Origin of the sequence: Acinetobacter guillouiae CIP 63.46 (genome assembly GCF_000368145.1) — a bacterium.
GTDB lineage: Bacteria > Pseudomonadota > Gammaproteobacteria > Pseudomonadales > Moraxellaceae > Acinetobacter > Acinetobacter guillouiae.
In genome coordinates, this window is record NZ_KB849283.1 from 671,045 (window position 1) to 686,594 (window position 15,550).

Consider the following 15,550-nt stretch of genomic DNA (forward strand, 5'->3'; position numbering starts at 1 on the left):
AAATGACTGATATTGTACGAGCAGTCACTTGTCTAATTCATTTTAGAGAATAGACAAAAAATTTTTGAATCCACTTAAATTTAAAATATGCAAGAGCTACTGCGCAAAATCTAATTATTTCGAGCTATCCATTTCAATTTTAAATTGCCACGCGCTTAGAAAAGTACGGCAGGCTTCTTCATTCAACTGTTGTAACTCTTCAGAAGTGGGAACTGCACCACCTAATAACGTTGCAGGATACGCATAGCCCATAACAGCACCAAGAAACGCTTTAGCTGCTGCTTCAGAATTTGAAATTTTGATAATTCCCGCATTGTTAGCTGTTTCGAGAATATTGATCATCGATTTTTTGATACTTCCATACGTACGTTGTTGAACCTGCTCAAGTATTTCTGGCATTTCTACTAATGCTATAATGATTAACCTTTGAAGACGAATTACGTTGGTATTGTAGAAATGATTTTGAACAGTTTGGCCAATTTGTATTAATAGCTGCTCTAACATCATTATTTCATTTAAATTATTCTTCTCATCAAATGGTGTTTCCATTTCTGCTTTGAAGTTCTCAAAAATTTCAATGAGTAGAGCTGTTTTTGTTGGGAAGTGATTATAAAGTGTCTGTCTCGTAGTTCCTGCTTTTATCGCAATTTTATCTAAACTTACATCTAAACCATGTTCAAGAAATTGCTCACGTGCTGCCAAAATAATATTTGGACGAGCTTTAGAAGGACGTCCTCGACTTTTCTTTAACATAATTAACCTGAATCGCGGATAAGAAATTGACTAAAAAAAGAGGATAGAGCCATCAGTTGAGTTACCACACAAAACTCACAACCCAGTCCTTATGTTAGATAGTACCCAATTATTCTGTCTAATTGATGATTTCTTTCTAGAATTTGAAGCAATTTATTGGAATTCTTAAAGCAAAACCATAGATGCTTAAGGATTCCTAACTCAATGCTCAGTATTAACTCGTCCCATTTGTTTAGAAGCCTACCTTGTTATCAACATATGATTCATCTGATCAAAAGCAAGATTCTGGTTAATTACAATTTTCAACCTATCAATATTATTTACTTTACAGTAAAGTAAATAAATTATCTATAAGTCTATGGTTCTAGATATGCCTGATTTGAGATTTACTTGTTATAAAATATTTTTTTTCGTTGTTTTACTCCCTTTTATAAATGGGTGTGATTCAGACCAACCTGTAAAAAAAGCAACACAGCAGGTGAGTGTGATAACCATAACTCCTGAAACTATAGAAACTGACCGGGTATTAGCTGGCCGGACAGTTGCATCTGAAGTCTCACAAGTTAGACCTCAAGTAAATGGTGTAGTTGTTGCACAGCTTTTCCAAGAGGGTTCATATGTTAAAAAGGGGCAGCCGCTTTATAAAATTGATTCAACGCTTTATCGAGATAGTCTTGCAGAGGCATTAGGTAATTTTGAATTGGCTCAGGCAACTGTAAATTCAACTCGCCTTCAAGCTGAACGTTATGAGCAATTAATTAGTGTCAATGGTGTTAGTCGTCAGGAGCTTGATGATGCGAGAGCAGCTTATGCGCAAGCAAAGGCTGCAGTGAGCGTTAATAAAGCATTGTTAAAAACTGCACAAACCAATCTTAACTATACTCAAATCAAAGCTCCAATTTCGGGAAGAATCGGTCGATCTGCGATTACACGTGGAGCCCTTGTAACATCTAGTCAAGTAGATGCTCTAGTAACTATTCAGAATTTAGATCCAATATATGTAGATTTAACTCAATCCAGTGATGAATATATAGCGCTTCGGAAACAACTTACAGAAGATGGAATAGAGCCTGAGGAGTTAACTGTAAGTTTGGAGTTGAATAATGGAACGAACTATCAAGAAAAGGGAGTTTTTAAGTTTAGCGATATCACAGTAGATGAAGCAACTGGGAGTGTCACATTAAGAGCTTCATTTGCAAATCCGAATCAATCTTTATTGCCAGGAATGTATGTGCGGGCACAACTCGGTACAGGACCACGTCCAAAAAGTTTATTAATTCCCCAAGGGATTGAAATTAGAAATGCTGATAGTGAGGCATTTGTATGGGTTATTGGACAAGGGAATAAAATTGAACAAAGAATGATTACTTTAGGCGAAGCCATAGACAATCGATGGTTAGTATTATCTGGTTTGCGTTCTGGAGATAAAGTTGTTGTCGAAGGTCTGCAAGGATTAAGTGCAGGTATGGCCGTTGAACCGACACCCATTCGCTGAGGAATTTTCGTATGCTGTCTAGTTTCTTTATCGCTCGTCCGATATTCGCTTGGGTACTGTCCATATGCATTATGGCGATGGGTGCAATTTCCATTTTCACTTTATCTGTTGAGCAATATCCTGATATTGCACCTCCCGGTGTAAATGTAACAGCAAACTATCCTGGTGCATCAGCCAGTACAGTAGAAGATAGTGTTACTCAAATATTAGAGCAACAAATTAAGGGAATTGATGGTTTACTTTATTTTTCATCTACAAGTAGTTCAGCTGGTCAGGCTCGTATTAGTTTGAGTTTTGATCAAAATACGAATCCAGATACAGCTCAAGTTCAGGTACAGAACGCAGTAAATCAGGCATTGAGTCGTTTACCACAAGAAGTTCAACAACAGGGCATAACCGTTACAAAGTCTCAAGGAGATAGTCTGTTAGTTTTTGCTCTTTATGATGAAAGTGGTGCAAGATCAGATGTTGATATATCTGATTACATGGTAAGTACACTTCAAGACCCCCTAAGTCGGGTAGATGGGGTTGGTGAGATCACAGTATTTGGTGCGCAATATGCGATGCGAATATGGCTTGATCCGCATAAGCTAAATAGTTATAGCTTGATGCCATCCGATGTTAGAGCTGCTATTGAAGCTCAAAATACTCAAATCACAGCAGGTGAGCTTGGAGCTTTACCGACTAAAGAAAACCAAGCTTTAAATGCAACTGTTACTGCATTGTCTCGTTTACAAACGGTAAGTCAATTTGAAAATATTATTTTGCGGACTGAGCCAAATGGCAGTGTAGTATTGCTAAAAGATGTTGCTCGTGTCGAACGAGGCGCAGAAAGTTATCAGACTACCACGAGATTGAATGGTAAATATGCTTCAGGTATGTCAATTCAGTTAGCGTCAGGTGCAAATGCCCTTGAAACAGCTGAACGTGTTAAAGCAGAGATTTCAAGATTAACAGCATCCATGCCAGCAGGTTTAAAGGTGGCATATCCACGTGATAGTACTCCATTTGTAGAAGCATCTGTTCAAGGCGTGATTAAGACCCTAGCTGAGGCAATCGTCCTTGTCATTATTGTGATGTTCGTGTTTTTACAAAGTTGGCGCGCCACATTAATTCCTGCAATTGCTGTTCCAGTGGTTTTGTTAGGTACCTTTGGAATTCTGAGTGTATTGGGTTATACCATTAACACATTGACATTGTTCGCGATGGTATTGGCGATTGGACTCTTGGTTGATGATGCCATTGTCGTTGTAGAAAATGTTGAGCGTGTAATGCATGAGCAAGGTCTTGATCCAAGAGAAGCTACGCTTATTTCTATGAAAGAAATTTCAGGTGCGTTAGTTGGTATCGCAATGGTCTTGTCTGCTGTATTTCTACCGATGGCTTTTTTTGGTGGCTCCGTAGGGATGATTTATCGGCAATTTTCTGTAACATTAGTCTCAGCGATGGTACTTTCTGCTGTGGTTGCCCTAACTTTATCTCCAGCCTTATGTGCTACTTTACTTAGACCTAACAATCATCAGCATAAAAAGAGACGTTTCTTTACTTGGTTCAATCAAAAAGTAGAGCTAAGTCAGTCCAAATACCGTAATTTACTCGTTAAGATCATCAGTAAACCTAAAATATTTATGGTTTTATTTGTTGTGATCACTGCTTTATTAGGGTGGCAATACACACGAATGAATACCGGCTTCCTCCCACAAGAAGATCAGGGTTCTGTCATGGTCCAATTTAGTACGCCTGTGGGCTCGACCTTAACTGAAACCCAAGAAATAGGTAACCAAATTTCAGAGTATTTCATGACGAATGAGAAAGATAACTTGAACGTTATTTTTATGGTTATGGGACGAAATAATGCTGGTAGTGGTCAGAATGTAGGTATGGCATTTGCCAGTCTAAAACATTGGGATGATCGTAAGGGAGAGAATAATACTGCCGAGGCAATTATTTCTCGTGCAAATGCACATTTTCGCTCAATGAAACAAGCGCGGGTTCAAGTACTTTCTCCATCAGCGGTACGTGGATTAGGTCAATCCAGTGGTTTTGAATTATGGATGCAAGATGCTGAGGGTAAAGGGCGAGATGCTTTGTTAGCTGCGCAAAGTACGGTTCTAAAAGAGGCAAGTGCAGATTCTGGACTTGCCGCGGTTCGATTAAATGGACTCGAAGATAAATCTCAATTACAAGTCAATATTGATCAACGTAAGGCAAGTGCATTCGGTTTAGCACAGACTGATATTAGTAGTACTTTATCAACTGCATGGGGTGGTTCATATATTAATGACTTCATTGATAGAGGTCGTGTCAAACGCGTTTATTTACAAGGTGATGCGGCATATAGGTCATTACCACAAGACATTGGTCAGTGGTATGTAAGAGGAACGACAGGAGAGATGACACCATTTACTAGTTTCTCATCTGTTAATTGGCAAATGGGACCGCAGATGTTGCAACGTTTTAATGGTCTTTCATCTGTTCAGCTTCAAGGTTCTGCCGCAACTGGTGAAAGTTCAGGGGCTGCAATGAATAAAATGCAACAGTTAATTGATCAACAACAAGGCTTTAGTCTTCAATGGAGTGGCTTGTCTTATCAAGAAAAGTTAGCGAGTGGTCAGACGATTTGGTTATATTTGGCATCTATCATATTTATTTTTTTATGCTTAGCTGCATTATATGAGAGTTGGTCAATTCCATTCTCCGTTTTGCTTGTTATCCCTCTTGGATTAATTGGTGCTGTTATTGCAGCTAGTATTGCAGGATATGTTAATGACATTTATTTTCAGGTCGCGATGCTAACAACCATTGGTCTTTCAGCTAAAAATGCGATTCTTATTGTAGAGTTCGCAGCAGCGAAACTAGCAGAGGGTCAGTCATTAATAGAAGCTGTTATTGAGGGTGCATGTCAAAGATTAAGACCCATTATCATGACCTCATTGGCATTTGTTGCTGGTGTTTTACCACTGGCAGTTTCAACAGGAGCTGGTGCAGCGAGTAGAAGAGAAATTGGTATAGCTGTAACAGGAGGGATGATATCCGGCACATTGCTTTCAATTTTCTTTGTTCCATTATTTTTCTTTTTGGTACGTAAGGTATCTATAAGATTGAAAGTTTCTCCTAATAAATGATGTAAGGTCCTTACTTATATTATGTGCATTAGGATACTCAGTAACGTGATGTATAATCTTGGATCATCACGTTACTGAGCTGTGGCAACAATAGTGTTGTCTAGCCACAGTCTTGGATATCTTAGTTAACTTATGTTTATATAAAATCTAGTTCATAATTATAAGGAAAGGAGAAACATACTTATTAAATTTAATAATTTAAACTGATAATTTTCAAAAATAGTAAATTAAGTTCATGAACTAATGACAATGATCTCAACATACATTAATTACAGGACAAAACACATTTTCTGCTAAAAAACGGCTTTAGTGATAATAGAAGAGTTAGAAAAGTCATAACTTAATGGCTCAAAAAAACCTAAAAGCAAAATCAGTGATGGTTTTGCTTTTAGGGGAGTTAAATAAAATGATCTGCTTTAGCAAAACTAATTTTAAGGAACAATTACAAAATCAGGATTTGCTATAGCAAAAACAGCTTCACGGTCTGCAACTGGCGGATAAATCCATACCGTATTAATTTCTTGCTTAATTTTTTTCGCCTCGTGGCGCACAAATTGAACTTTTCGATCCCATCCTTCAGTGTAAAGTGCTCCCCATGGGCCTAAGTCGACACAAGTCACATACTTTGGTTGGCTATACGCATGTAATGGCAAATCTACCAATTCTGCCGCGGCATTGTAACCCGCTACGCGACCTAGGCTCATGGCATGCTGACATGACATCACGTTAAAATTACCTAAATTGTCGGTTGGAACTTTTACAGTATCACCCGTCACAAAAATATTTTTTGTCTCTGGTGCATGTAAATAAACATCACCTAAAATACGACCTAAATTATCTTTTTCACCTACAATTTGTGAGGTCAACGAGTTCGCTCGCATGCCCGCAGTCCAAATGACAGTTTCTGTTTCAATTCTTTCGCCGTTAGAAAGTGTTACTCCAGAAGCATCAAGTGCAGTAACGCGTAGCCCAGCTTTACCTTCAACGCCGAGTTCGCTAAGAGCTTCTCGAATTACCACTGCAGCTTCGTCACCCAATGCTGCACCAATTTCTGCTGATGAATCGACTAAAACCACACGAATATCAGTTTCAGCTAAAATGCTACACAGGCGTTCAGGCATTTCAGCAACTGTTTCAAGCCCTGTAAGTCCACCACCAGCAACGACTACGGTATTACGTGCCACACTTACAGGCTTATTGGCTAAACTTTTAAGATGCTGATCTAGTTTTTCAGCATCTGCTAATGTGCTGACACTAAATCCATAGTCTTTAAGCCCCGGTATAGGCGGCATATAGCCAGTACTTCCCGTTGCCAAAATAAAACGGTCATAGCTTAAAGTCTGTTTATCGCCCTGAGTTGTGGTAATCACAAGATTTTGGGCAGTAGTATCAATTTCATTTACCCAGCCAGCGACATATTTAACGTCAACGACATTTAATATGTCTAAAATATCAGGGTACATGTTTTCAAGTACAGCTTCATAAAGACGAGGACGAATATCCACATTTGGACTAGGGGAAACCATCACCACTTCGATATTTTGTTCTTGCGCAGCCAAATGAATTGCTCGTTGTGCGGCAAGTGCAGCCCATAAGCCAGCAAAGCCAGAACCTGCAATAATAATACGCTTACTCATTTGATTATCCTTTTGATAGGTTTTCGGACATGTAAATTCCAGCTCATCCCAAAATTTTGGGTGAGCGAATCCTTTCTCTGACTGTCCGAAAAATCTGAGAAGGCGTTTAAAACGTTTAGAGAAGTTTTACCTTAGGGATGAATACCCTATAAGCTCATTAGTCGGGCGTATCCCGTGATATTTTACTTTTCCGCATTTTTGTTGTTCTTCCTTCAATGCGTTCATTGATCCAGCCATTTACATCACTAAAAAAAACGTCGGGTGCATAACGGCCAAAACGGTCTGCAATATCACCAAGTGTATGAGCACCTAAAGCATCTCGCATGGCTTTTTCAGCCTGTAGCATAACTGCATGCACTGCACACACACCACTGGTTGCCCAATCGGGTGGGGCATTGTTAAAGACCGCACATTTTCCACGTACTTCTTGGCATTCAAAAAGCGGTTTTTCACCTTCAATTGCATTCACAATATCGAGAAAACTGATTTCGTGAGCAGATCGGGCCAGTAAATACCCGCCACGAACACCTTCTTGTGCCAAAACAAGTTTTGCCTTTTCAAGTTTAGGAAATATCTTGGCCATAAAGCTAGGAGAGACGCCTTGCAATTCAGCTAAATCCTTACTACTCAATGGTTTATCTTTATTATTTACAAGAAAAAGAAGACAGTGAATCGCATACTCGACACTACTAGTGATATAAGCCATTTCATTTCATAATTGATCAATTACAAACACAGACTAATGCAGTCTGTGTTTTAAGTCAATAATAAAACTAAGACAAAGTTAGTCCTAGTTTTATTAAAAGAAAATATAGAGGAAAACAATAGGGCTATATCACTGAATTTAAATACCTTTAAATGATAATTGAGGGACGTAAATAGTTCAAAATGATTGAAAAAATTACGAACGCCACCAATAATTTTCGACATTTGGCTGGTTTAAGTTCAATACTTCACCCATTTGAGGCGTACTAATCGCTAAGTTATTTTGCTGAGCCAAAGCCACGATACGTTCAAATGGGTCGTCCCAAGCATGAAGCGCCAAGTCAAAAGTCCCATTATGGACAGGCAACAAATGACGTCCTTTTAAATCGATATGCGCTTGTAAAGTTTGCTCAGGTTGCATGTGAACATCTGGCCATTCTGGATCATATGCCCCAGTTTCTAGCATGGTAAGATCGAAAGGACCATAACGATGTCCAATCTCTTTAAACCCATCGAAATAACCAGTATCGCCACTAAAAAACACCCGTAGATCATTATCAATAATCACCCACGATGCCCAAAGCGTTGCGTTGCTATCACTCATACCACGGCCTGAAAAATGATGGGCAGGGGTAGCAATCAGCTCAAGACCATCCACATGGGTTGTTTCCCACCAGTCAAGTTGCTGAACCTTTTCTGCTGGCACGCCCCATTTAATCAATGTGTCACCAACACCAAGTGGTGTTAAGAAGTGTTCAACTTTGTCTTTGAGTTGGATTACTGCATGGTAATCGAGATGGTCATAGTGGTTATGCGACAAAATCACGCCTTTAATGGGAGGTAAGTCCGCAATGCTAATCGGTGGTTGGTGAAAACGCTTTGGGCCAATCCACTGAAAAGGCGAGGCACGCTCAGAAAAAACAGGATCGGTTAACCAAAATTCATTACGTAATTTTAATAAAATGGTCGAATGCCCAAGACGAAATAGAGAACGGTCTGGGGCACTCATGAGTTGTTCTTTTGATAAACTTAACACAGGAATTTCTCGGTTTGGCACCGTATTTTTGGGTTTGTTAAATAGAAATTTCCACATTAAGCCTAGCGTTTTTCCGAAAGAATGTGTGTGCAGATTCGGCCGTGTATTGCTATATTTCCCATTGTATTGCTGTGATGACATGACGGGAAAAGGCAAGTCTGTTGCGTGTGAAATTGTCATTTTATTTTCCTTGAGTGGAACAAGCTATATCTGTAAATAAGAACTTGAGATAAGTGCTTATTTTGATTTATTTAAATGAGTATTTAATCACTCATTAATTAATTTAAAAAAATAAGAATGCTGCACATCCTTACTTTAGTCTTTATCTACATTGAAACTGCATGCCAAAACGCTTCAAAACCTGACTTCCGATAAAGATCAGCCTGAGAAGTGTCTTGGGCAATAAAGTTGAGTGTGACTTCGGCAAGTGCACCCAAAATCGAACCAATAAACAAGGGTGGATAATCTCTTAATTTGCCGTCATCGATATGTTCTTGAATAGTCCTAGTAAAATCACAAAAAGTTTGCATACCAATGTGTTTACTCTGCTCTGTAATTTGTTCTGAAGTCGACAACTGTGCCATCACTTTACGTTTGAGTGGGGCATCTAAACTCCAGTCCAAATAGCTTTGCCAGATATAAAACATTTGGCTTCGTAGGTCTGAGTTGTTCGGATAATTCAGCATTATGACCTGACGCAGTTCGGCCTTTAGCGAAAGGTATAATTGGTTAAGTAATTCCTCTTTATTACTGAAATAAGTAAATAAAGTACCTTCTGCTACACCAGCGACTTTGGCTATTTTTGAAGTAGATGCACGCTCTCCAAGTTCTGCCAATGTTTCAATAGCAGCATTTAAAATTGCATTACGTTTATCTTCACTACGAGGACGGGCCATAGACAAATATATTAATTGAGTGATTACTCAATCATACATAAAAATAGATAAAGCGCAAGATATATATTTTAAAAGGGATGGGCTTTTCAAGATCACAAGCTATAGCATCACATAGACAGGGCCACACAGCAAAGTTAGCGCTTTAATTAATAGTCATAATTATAATTTACGCAAGCGATAAGACGCGAGAAACTATTGATCAGTGTATGGAATCACATGAGTCAGATATTGCTTCTATTGAATAGAGCTATTTTTAAGTCTTTGATCTATATTTTAAAATTTAAATCACGGAAAACTTTTCAGAGATATGTGTAATTCTGAGTATCTGCTGTTACAGCATGTGTAAATTGCTAGATTCTCTCATCAGATTGTTTCAGTATAGATCCAGACACTCGAATTTACAGGATAATCATCATGATATTAAGATATCGTATATTTTTAAAATATCTTTCTATTTTAGGTTTTGTGGCAAGTTCTGCTGCGACTAGCGTAGCTTTCGGAAGTTCCGAGCAGGCATGGAACAAGCATGATCAGGAAATAAAAGCCGCTTGTATAAAAGCAAGTCAACTTAAAAATGCCAAGACAGTAAGCAATGTCATGCTGTTTGATGATCGTGTTGGATATTCGGCACTCTTGATTCAAGGAAAATATCCGCAAGCACATATGAAAAACAAAACAATGCAAGAACTGTGTTTATGGAATAAGACATCGAAGAAAGCTTATTTAACTGAAGCAAACATGAAAGTACATTGAAGTCATAACCATACAAAATCGAGTAGCGATCTGATTTCAGCATAACTTATATTATGTTACTTGGGATACTCAGCAACTTGAATATAATTTTACTGATTCAAGTTGATGAGCTGTAGCAACAACAGCGTTGTGTAGCTACAGTCTCTGATATTCTATTTAACTTAATCTTCACCTAGAATTTATTTCACAATTAAATTTATTTTTAATAAACAATAAATTTAATTACTTAGAGTACTAAAATAAAAATTTATAAAATATTTGGTTTATGAGCCTAGCTATGAATACATAGCTTCCTACTAAAAAGGTCTTAAGAATAGACTAAATTTGTCTAGGAGAGTGATGGCAGTCCACCACTAACTAACAGGTGTCTACAAAATCGGTGGCTATTCACCGTTTGAAGAATAATCAAGCTATAAATATGTTTATATCTAATATAATTCTTATTATTTTATTAATATCTTTCTTGGTTCTAGACTTATTTCATCATAAAAATGCGAGTTTAGAAATGCCGATTATTATCTATATTTTCACAATCACCGCCTTTGCTTTAGGCTTAGCAGAATTTGTTCCTATTGGTATCACAGATGTAATGGCAAATGGCTTAGGCGTGAATGTGGAGCAAACGGGTTCGATTATTGCAGCCTATGCCTTAGGTGCAACATTTGCAGCACCAGTATTAACTGCACTCACCAATGGTTGGTCACGTAAAAAAACCATGTTGGTTACGACCATTATTTTTACTTTAGGTAGTCTGGTGACGGCTTTTGCCAGTAGTTTGACTCTCATGATTATTGCCCGTTTTGTTGCCGGTATGGGGCATGGTCTATTTCTAGCTGTTGCTTCAAGCACAGCAGCAAAGCTTGCGGGTCCTGAAAGAGCAGGTAGTGCTGTCGCTATTGTCTTTGGTGGATTTACCATAGCAATGGCAATTGGTGTGCCATTAAGTACTTACTTAGGTGGTGTGATTGATTGGCGTCTGGTACTTGGTTTTATTGCATTGTTTGGAGCCATCGGTTTTGTTGGACTACTCATAGGTATGAAAGACCCATTGCATGCAGATAAAAAAATTGTATTTAGCTCAAAACAGGAAATCTTAACTATTTTTAATCCGAAGTTACTTTCGGGTGCTTTAGTGACCGTATTTGCCTATGCAGGTTCATTTGCAGCTTATACCTATATTGCATCTATGTTAACTGAAGTGACCAAAATCAGCCCAACAGCAGTACCGATGTATACATTGTTATATGGTATTTTCGCTGCTATTGGTAATGTTTTGGGTGGTAAAGCAACTGACTCTATGGGTGTCAATAAAGCGAATATCTTTATTATTTTAGGTATGATCGTAACTGCGTTCGGTATGTGGATCTTTATTGGTTCACCGATCATGATGGCTGTATTGGTGTCTTTACTTGGTTTATTCACATTTGGTGCAGTACCTGCCTTACAAGCACGTTTAATGGCTGTTGCTCAAAAATATGCACCGAATGCAGATAACGTTGCAGCAGGATTAAATATTGCAGGTTTCAACTCCGCGATTGCCTTTGGTTCAATTTTGGGTGGTTTAACCATTAGTCATGTTGGTTTAAGTTTTACTGGGGTTACTGGCGCAATCTTGTCTGCGATTGGTTTGATGATTTTAATCGCTCAAATTCAGAAAAATATAGCAATAGACGCTGTTAAAAACTAATGATACTGATAGAAAAGAAATCCTCGGATTTCTTTTCTATTTTTTATGGATTCAATCCCTTAGAATAAGTTGAAGAGCCAGAATAAATGATCAAACTTATGAGTCGTCTAAGTCACTTAAGAACATTTTTAGAAGTCTATCGGTCTAAGTCTTTTTCTAAAGCGGCTGAAAGTTTAGCTATTACTCAACCAGCAGCATCTTTACATATTCAGTCTTTAGAAACATTTATTGGAAACAAACTTTTCATAAGACAATCTCGTGGAGTTGAACCAACCACAGCGGCGGACGAATTGGCTCGCTCGATTGCTCCGAATATTGATGCACTTGAGCTTAAATTATCTTCTTTTAAACTCGGTAACATTCATGGCGGAACTATACATTTAGCAGCTCCTGCGGATTTTTTATATTATTGTCTAACGAAACCTATGCTTTCTCTTATGGAACAAGGTTTTAGTATCCGATGCCAAACGGGGAATCGTCAAAAAATCTACGAATTGCTCCAAGATAAATCAACTGATTTAGTCATTACTGCGTCAAGACCTGACGAACAACAATTTGAGTTTTCAGAATTATTAACAGAAAGATTTATCTTAGTTCATGCACCAAGCTTAAGTCACAAAATAGGAAAAAAATCAAATAAAGAAGTGTTGTCTCAGATACCTCTCATTGCATTTGATGAGGATCTACCTTTAGTTCGGAATGTGTGGGCTAATTTATTTGGAACTAAAGTAGACATGCTTGCTTCATTTATTGTTCCAGATTTACGAACAATCAAGCAGTTATTGGTTAATGGACAGGGGTGGTCTGTTCTTCCAGATTATCATTGTGAGCAAGAACTCAAAGATGGAACTTTGATTGCAATGAATAGCAGAATTGAAGCACCTACTAATCAACTGTATTTGGTTTGGCAGAACGGTGTGCAGAAACCTAATATTACTTTTGTACGTGAATATTTATTAGGTTTTTTCAATTCAAAGTGATAACCCAACATTAGTATATTCCATATGTTATTGAGGCTAGGGTTTTGATAGCTACGATTTCTGTTTGGCTTTTTGGCGTAAGACATACAAATATAAGCTTTCTACTTTTTCACGTGCCCATGGGGTAGTACGTAAGAATCGCAATGATGACTTAACACTTGGATCTATGCAAAAACATCTAATTTCAATTTTACGACTTAAGCCTTCAAAGCCATCGTAGTAATCCAATAATTCATCCAAAATGTCAGCAAGTTTTTTGCCATGTAGAGGGTCATTGGAGGCGTTCATAATAGATCAACCATATTTTGGGAGACCACCATTATAACCTGAGCTAGTTGAAAAATGAGAGGGTTGGAATTTAAGTGTAATTAACATAGAAAATTACGGCCTATTTTCTAGTTAACTTTTTTCTAAATATAAATTAGTCAAATTCTAATAATTAGGTAGCCATTGCAGGACATTGCAAACAACATGTGAGTAGACAACTTACATAATATTGTATTTAACATAATAGGTTCGTTATGCGACTTCCAAGCTTTATCTTAGGTGATTTCCAAAGTCTATTTTTAGTTCTTTAGCAGTTGGTATAGCAGGGTATTCAGCATTTAATCTTCTACCAGTTTTATTTATGTTTTTCTTTCTGCTTGGATTTATTCTTATAAAAACCAATTCATCAGGTTCATTTCTATGATTGATTTCACAAATCATTACTGTGCCAAATTTCTCAATAATTGTATGTTTTGGAAAGGTTTTTTTAACTAATTCTTTTAAGTTTCTTTCGCCTGATTTCTTGTTTTTAATTACAAAAAATCCAATTACTAAGATTACTATTGCAATTAATGCTATTTCCATAATTAATCCATTTAAAAGATGGGTGATTTCTCACCCTAAAATTTAGTCATCTTGGTCTATATAAATAATTAATCTGCTTTTTTTATTTCATCAATATATTTTGTTACATCTTTTGCAGTAATTTCTTTTAAATGCTTATAAATCAATGCATTGATAACATCAGCTTCTTCTATTCTTTCTTTAGTTTCGACAATAAAGTCTATTGATTTCTTTTTGATATCTTCAACGAATTCGCCTCTAACTCTATAAGCTTTTGATAAATCAACTTTTTTCATACCAGTCCTGTTTCAAAGTTATGTGTAACACCGTTATTGTGTCACGTATTGTTATGTATTTTGTAATGCTGTAATATTCCTTTGTAAATATTACACGTAATGCGGTAATGACATGCTTTCATTCAATACAAAACAAGAATTCATCCAGTGCGCTTTTGAAACTGTGGCGAAGATCGTATCTGACCAAGGGCAGATTGCTTTAGATGCAATGACACCTGCGATTTCTACTCAAAGATGTTTAAGTCATTTAGCTTTTGTATGTCATGAGTGGTCATACGATCCGACAGTGATCGACACGTATGCAAACCTTTATAAAGAATCAAATTCAGAATTAATTGAAGCATTTGGGGAAGACTAATGAAAAATTCTCAATTATTTGCTTTGGCTGTTCTTCTTTCTGTTCTTGTCGCATTCGTACATTCTTGTGTAGTAGGTGCTTAACAATGAAAACAATACTTTCCCAAATCCAAGAATTTGATTCTGCTTATCTGTCTATATCTGAAATATTCAATGCTGAAAAAGAGATTTCACACGAAATTTATGCACGTACTGCATTCGGTGAAGTGTCTTTAGCTGATTCCCAAATTCTTACAAACATGTTGCAGGGCATAACTAAAAATAAGCTATCTGCTTTTGAAAATGCTCTTGTTCAGCCAAAGAAAAAAGATGATCAGTCTATAGCTGAAATATTTGTACAAAAAATATCCATACCCGCTAAAAACACGGCAGTAAGTGGCCTTGGGACCCCCTTTTATAATATGCGGGTAACGATGCACAAAATATGATCATAATAGGGGTGTTTTAGATGGATCCATGGTTAGGTGTTGGCGTTCTAGTTGTTGTATTTCTTTATTACGGTGTTAAATATTTATATAGATCGATGCGTGATCAAGTTGAAGAATGATTGGCATAATATTACACAATGAACAATAGGCATGTTTGGAAAACTACGTTTTACAATAGAAATATTGGGGTGTTACAAAAGTCAGATTACATATTCATGCGTGATTCACTGGAGCAGTATTTAGATGCAATCAGGGAACTAGACATAGACAATTACGATGAAATAGATCAACTCAAATTATTATTTATAAAATTAGATCATCACATAGATAGGCTGAGGTAATTGGCATAAAATTCATTTAGATCGCGAAAAATGAACTAAGTTATTGATTTTACTTTTCAGACCTGTATTTTACTGGCAAAATATTACATAGCGCAGGATTTTGCATAACGAATATTATGTTACTTAGGATAGTCGGCACCGTGAATTATAATTTCTAAATTTACGGTGCCGATCTGTGGCAACAATAGCGTTGTGTAGCCACAGCCTTTGGTATCTTATTTAACATAATA

General features: G+C 37.2%; 15 protein-coding genes and 2 pseudogenes. 9 read left to right on the plus strand and 8 right to left on the minus strand.

What is annotated here, in order from left to right:
* Positions 1 to 114 precede the first annotated feature (114 nt).
* Positions 115 to 753, minus strand: a complete 639-nt coding sequence (locus F981_RS08300; RefSeq protein WP_004720457.1) for a TetR/AcrR family transcriptional regulator — start codon at positions 751 to 753, stop codon at positions 115 to 117.
* 91 nt (positions 754 to 844) lie between these two features.
* Between F981_RS08300 and F981_RS24180 the strand changes: the two are divergent.
* The 4 genes and pseudogenes from F981_RS24180 to F981_RS24415 all read left to right on the plus strand — a co-directional run.
* Positions 845 to 1,026 (plus strand): annotated as a pseudogene (locus tag F981_RS24180) (IS982 family transposase); the annotation flags it as partial.
* Positions 1,027 to 1,123: 97 nt separating this feature from the next.
* A complete protein-coding gene (locus tag F981_RS08305) occupies positions 1,124 to 2,248 on the plus strand; it encodes an efflux RND transporter periplasmic adaptor subunit (protein ID WP_016539367.1) in 1,125 nt (374 codons plus the stop codon).
* Positions 2,249 to 2,259: 11 nt separating this feature from the next.
* Complete coding sequence (gene adeE / locus F981_RS08310) at positions 2,260 to 5,373, plus strand: multidrug efflux RND transporter permease subunit AdeE (protein ID WP_004720462.1); 3,114 nt, start codon at positions 2,260 to 2,262, stop codon at positions 5,371 to 5,373.
* Between the two features lie 265 nt (positions 5,374 to 5,638).
* Positions 5,639 to 5,712: pseudogene (locus F981_RS24415) on the plus strand (type 1 glutamine amidotransferase domain-containing protein); the annotation flags it as partial.
* Positions 5,713 to 5,804: 92 nt separating this feature from the next.
* On the opposite strand, the gene F981_RS08315 reads toward F981_RS24415, so the two are convergent.
* From F981_RS08315 to F981_RS08330, 4 genes are all read right to left on the minus strand, one after another.
* Positions 5,805 to 7,010: an NAD(P)/FAD-dependent oxidoreductase gene (locus F981_RS08315; protein WP_004720463.1), complete on the minus strand. Its 1,206-nt coding sequence runs from the start codon at positions 7,008 to 7,010 to the stop codon at positions 5,805 to 5,807.
* Between the two features lie 157 nt (positions 7,011 to 7,167).
* Positions 7,168 to 7,716 (minus strand): RrF2 family transcriptional regulator, encoded by a 549-nt coding sequence (locus F981_RS08320; RefSeq protein ID WP_004720464.1) that lies wholly within the window; start codon positions 7,714 to 7,716, stop codon positions 7,168 to 7,170.
* 195 nt (positions 7,717 to 7,911) lie between these two features.
* Positions 7,912 to 8,931, minus strand: coding sequence for an MBL fold metallo-hydrolase (locus F981_RS08325; RefSeq protein WP_004720465.1), 1,020 nt, complete (start codon positions 8,929 to 8,931; stop codon positions 7,912 to 7,914).
* Positions 8,932 to 9,077: 146 nt separating this feature from the next.
* The gene (locus F981_RS08330) at positions 9,078 to 9,647 is read right to left on the minus strand and encodes a TetR/AcrR family transcriptional regulator (protein WP_004720467.1); all 570 of its coding nucleotides are present in this window, start codon (positions 9,645 to 9,647) and stop codon (positions 9,078 to 9,080) included.
* A gap of 414 nt (positions 9,648 to 10,061) precedes the next feature.
* Here F981_RS08330 and F981_RS08335 point away from each other — a divergent pair, with 414 nt between their 5' ends.
* The 3 genes from F981_RS08335 (at position 10,062) to F981_RS08345 (ending at position 13,067) form a co-directional block, all read left to right on the plus strand.
* Positions 10,062 to 10,400 (plus strand): hypothetical protein, encoded by a 339-nt coding sequence (locus tag F981_RS08335; RefSeq protein ID WP_004720469.1) that lies wholly within the window; start codon positions 10,062 to 10,064, stop codon positions 10,398 to 10,400.
* 505 nt (positions 10,401 to 10,905) lie between these two features.
* The gene (locus F981_RS08340) at positions 10,906 to 12,087 is read left to right on the plus strand and encodes an MFS transporter (RefSeq protein WP_004720471.1); all 1,182 of its coding nucleotides are present in this window, start codon (positions 10,906 to 10,908) and stop codon (positions 12,085 to 12,087) included.
* Positions 12,088 to 12,185: 98 nt separating this feature from the next.
* Positions 12,186 to 13,067 (plus strand): LysR family transcriptional regulator, encoded by an 882-nt coding sequence (locus tag F981_RS08345; RefSeq protein ID WP_228129020.1) that lies wholly within the window; start codon positions 12,186 to 12,188, stop codon positions 13,065 to 13,067.
* Between the two features lie 51 nt (positions 13,068 to 13,118).
* Here the strand turns inward: F981_RS08345 and F981_RS08350 are convergent, their stop codons facing one another.
* From F981_RS08350 to F981_RS08360, 3 genes are all read right to left on the minus strand, one after another.
* On the minus strand, positions 13,119 to 13,355 hold the full coding sequence (locus F981_RS08350) for a VF530 family protein (RefSeq protein ID WP_004720475.1): 237 nt from the start codon (positions 13,353 to 13,355) through the stop codon (positions 13,119 to 13,121).
* Positions 13,356 to 13,604: 249 nt separating this feature from the next.
* Positions 13,605 to 13,919 carry a hypothetical protein gene (locus F981_RS08355; RefSeq protein ID WP_004720477.1) on the minus strand — a complete coding sequence of 105 codons (315 nt, stop codon included), beginning with the start codon at positions 13,917 to 13,919 and terminating at the stop codon, positions 13,605 to 13,607.
* Positions 13,920 to 13,987: 68 nt separating this feature from the next.
* A complete protein-coding gene (locus F981_RS08360; RefSeq protein WP_004720479.1) occupies positions 13,988 to 14,194 on the minus strand; it encodes a hypothetical protein in 207 nt (68 codons plus the stop codon).
* A gap of 112 nt (positions 14,195 to 14,306) precedes the next feature.
* Here F981_RS08360 and F981_RS08365 point away from each other — a divergent pair, with 112 nt between their 5' ends.
* Both F981_RS08365 and F981_RS08370 read left to right on the plus strand, forming a co-directional pair.
* On the plus strand, positions 14,307 to 14,552 hold the full coding sequence (locus tag F981_RS08365) for a hypothetical protein (protein ID WP_004720481.1): 246 nt from the start codon (positions 14,307 to 14,309) through the stop codon (positions 14,550 to 14,552).
* An 85-nt stretch (positions 14,553 to 14,637) separates the two neighbouring features.
* On the plus strand, positions 14,638 to 14,979 hold the full coding sequence (locus tag F981_RS08370) for a hypothetical protein (RefSeq protein WP_004720483.1): 342 nt from the start codon (positions 14,638 to 14,640) through the stop codon (positions 14,977 to 14,979).
* The last annotated feature ends 571 nt before the right edge of the window (positions 14,980 to 15,550 follow it).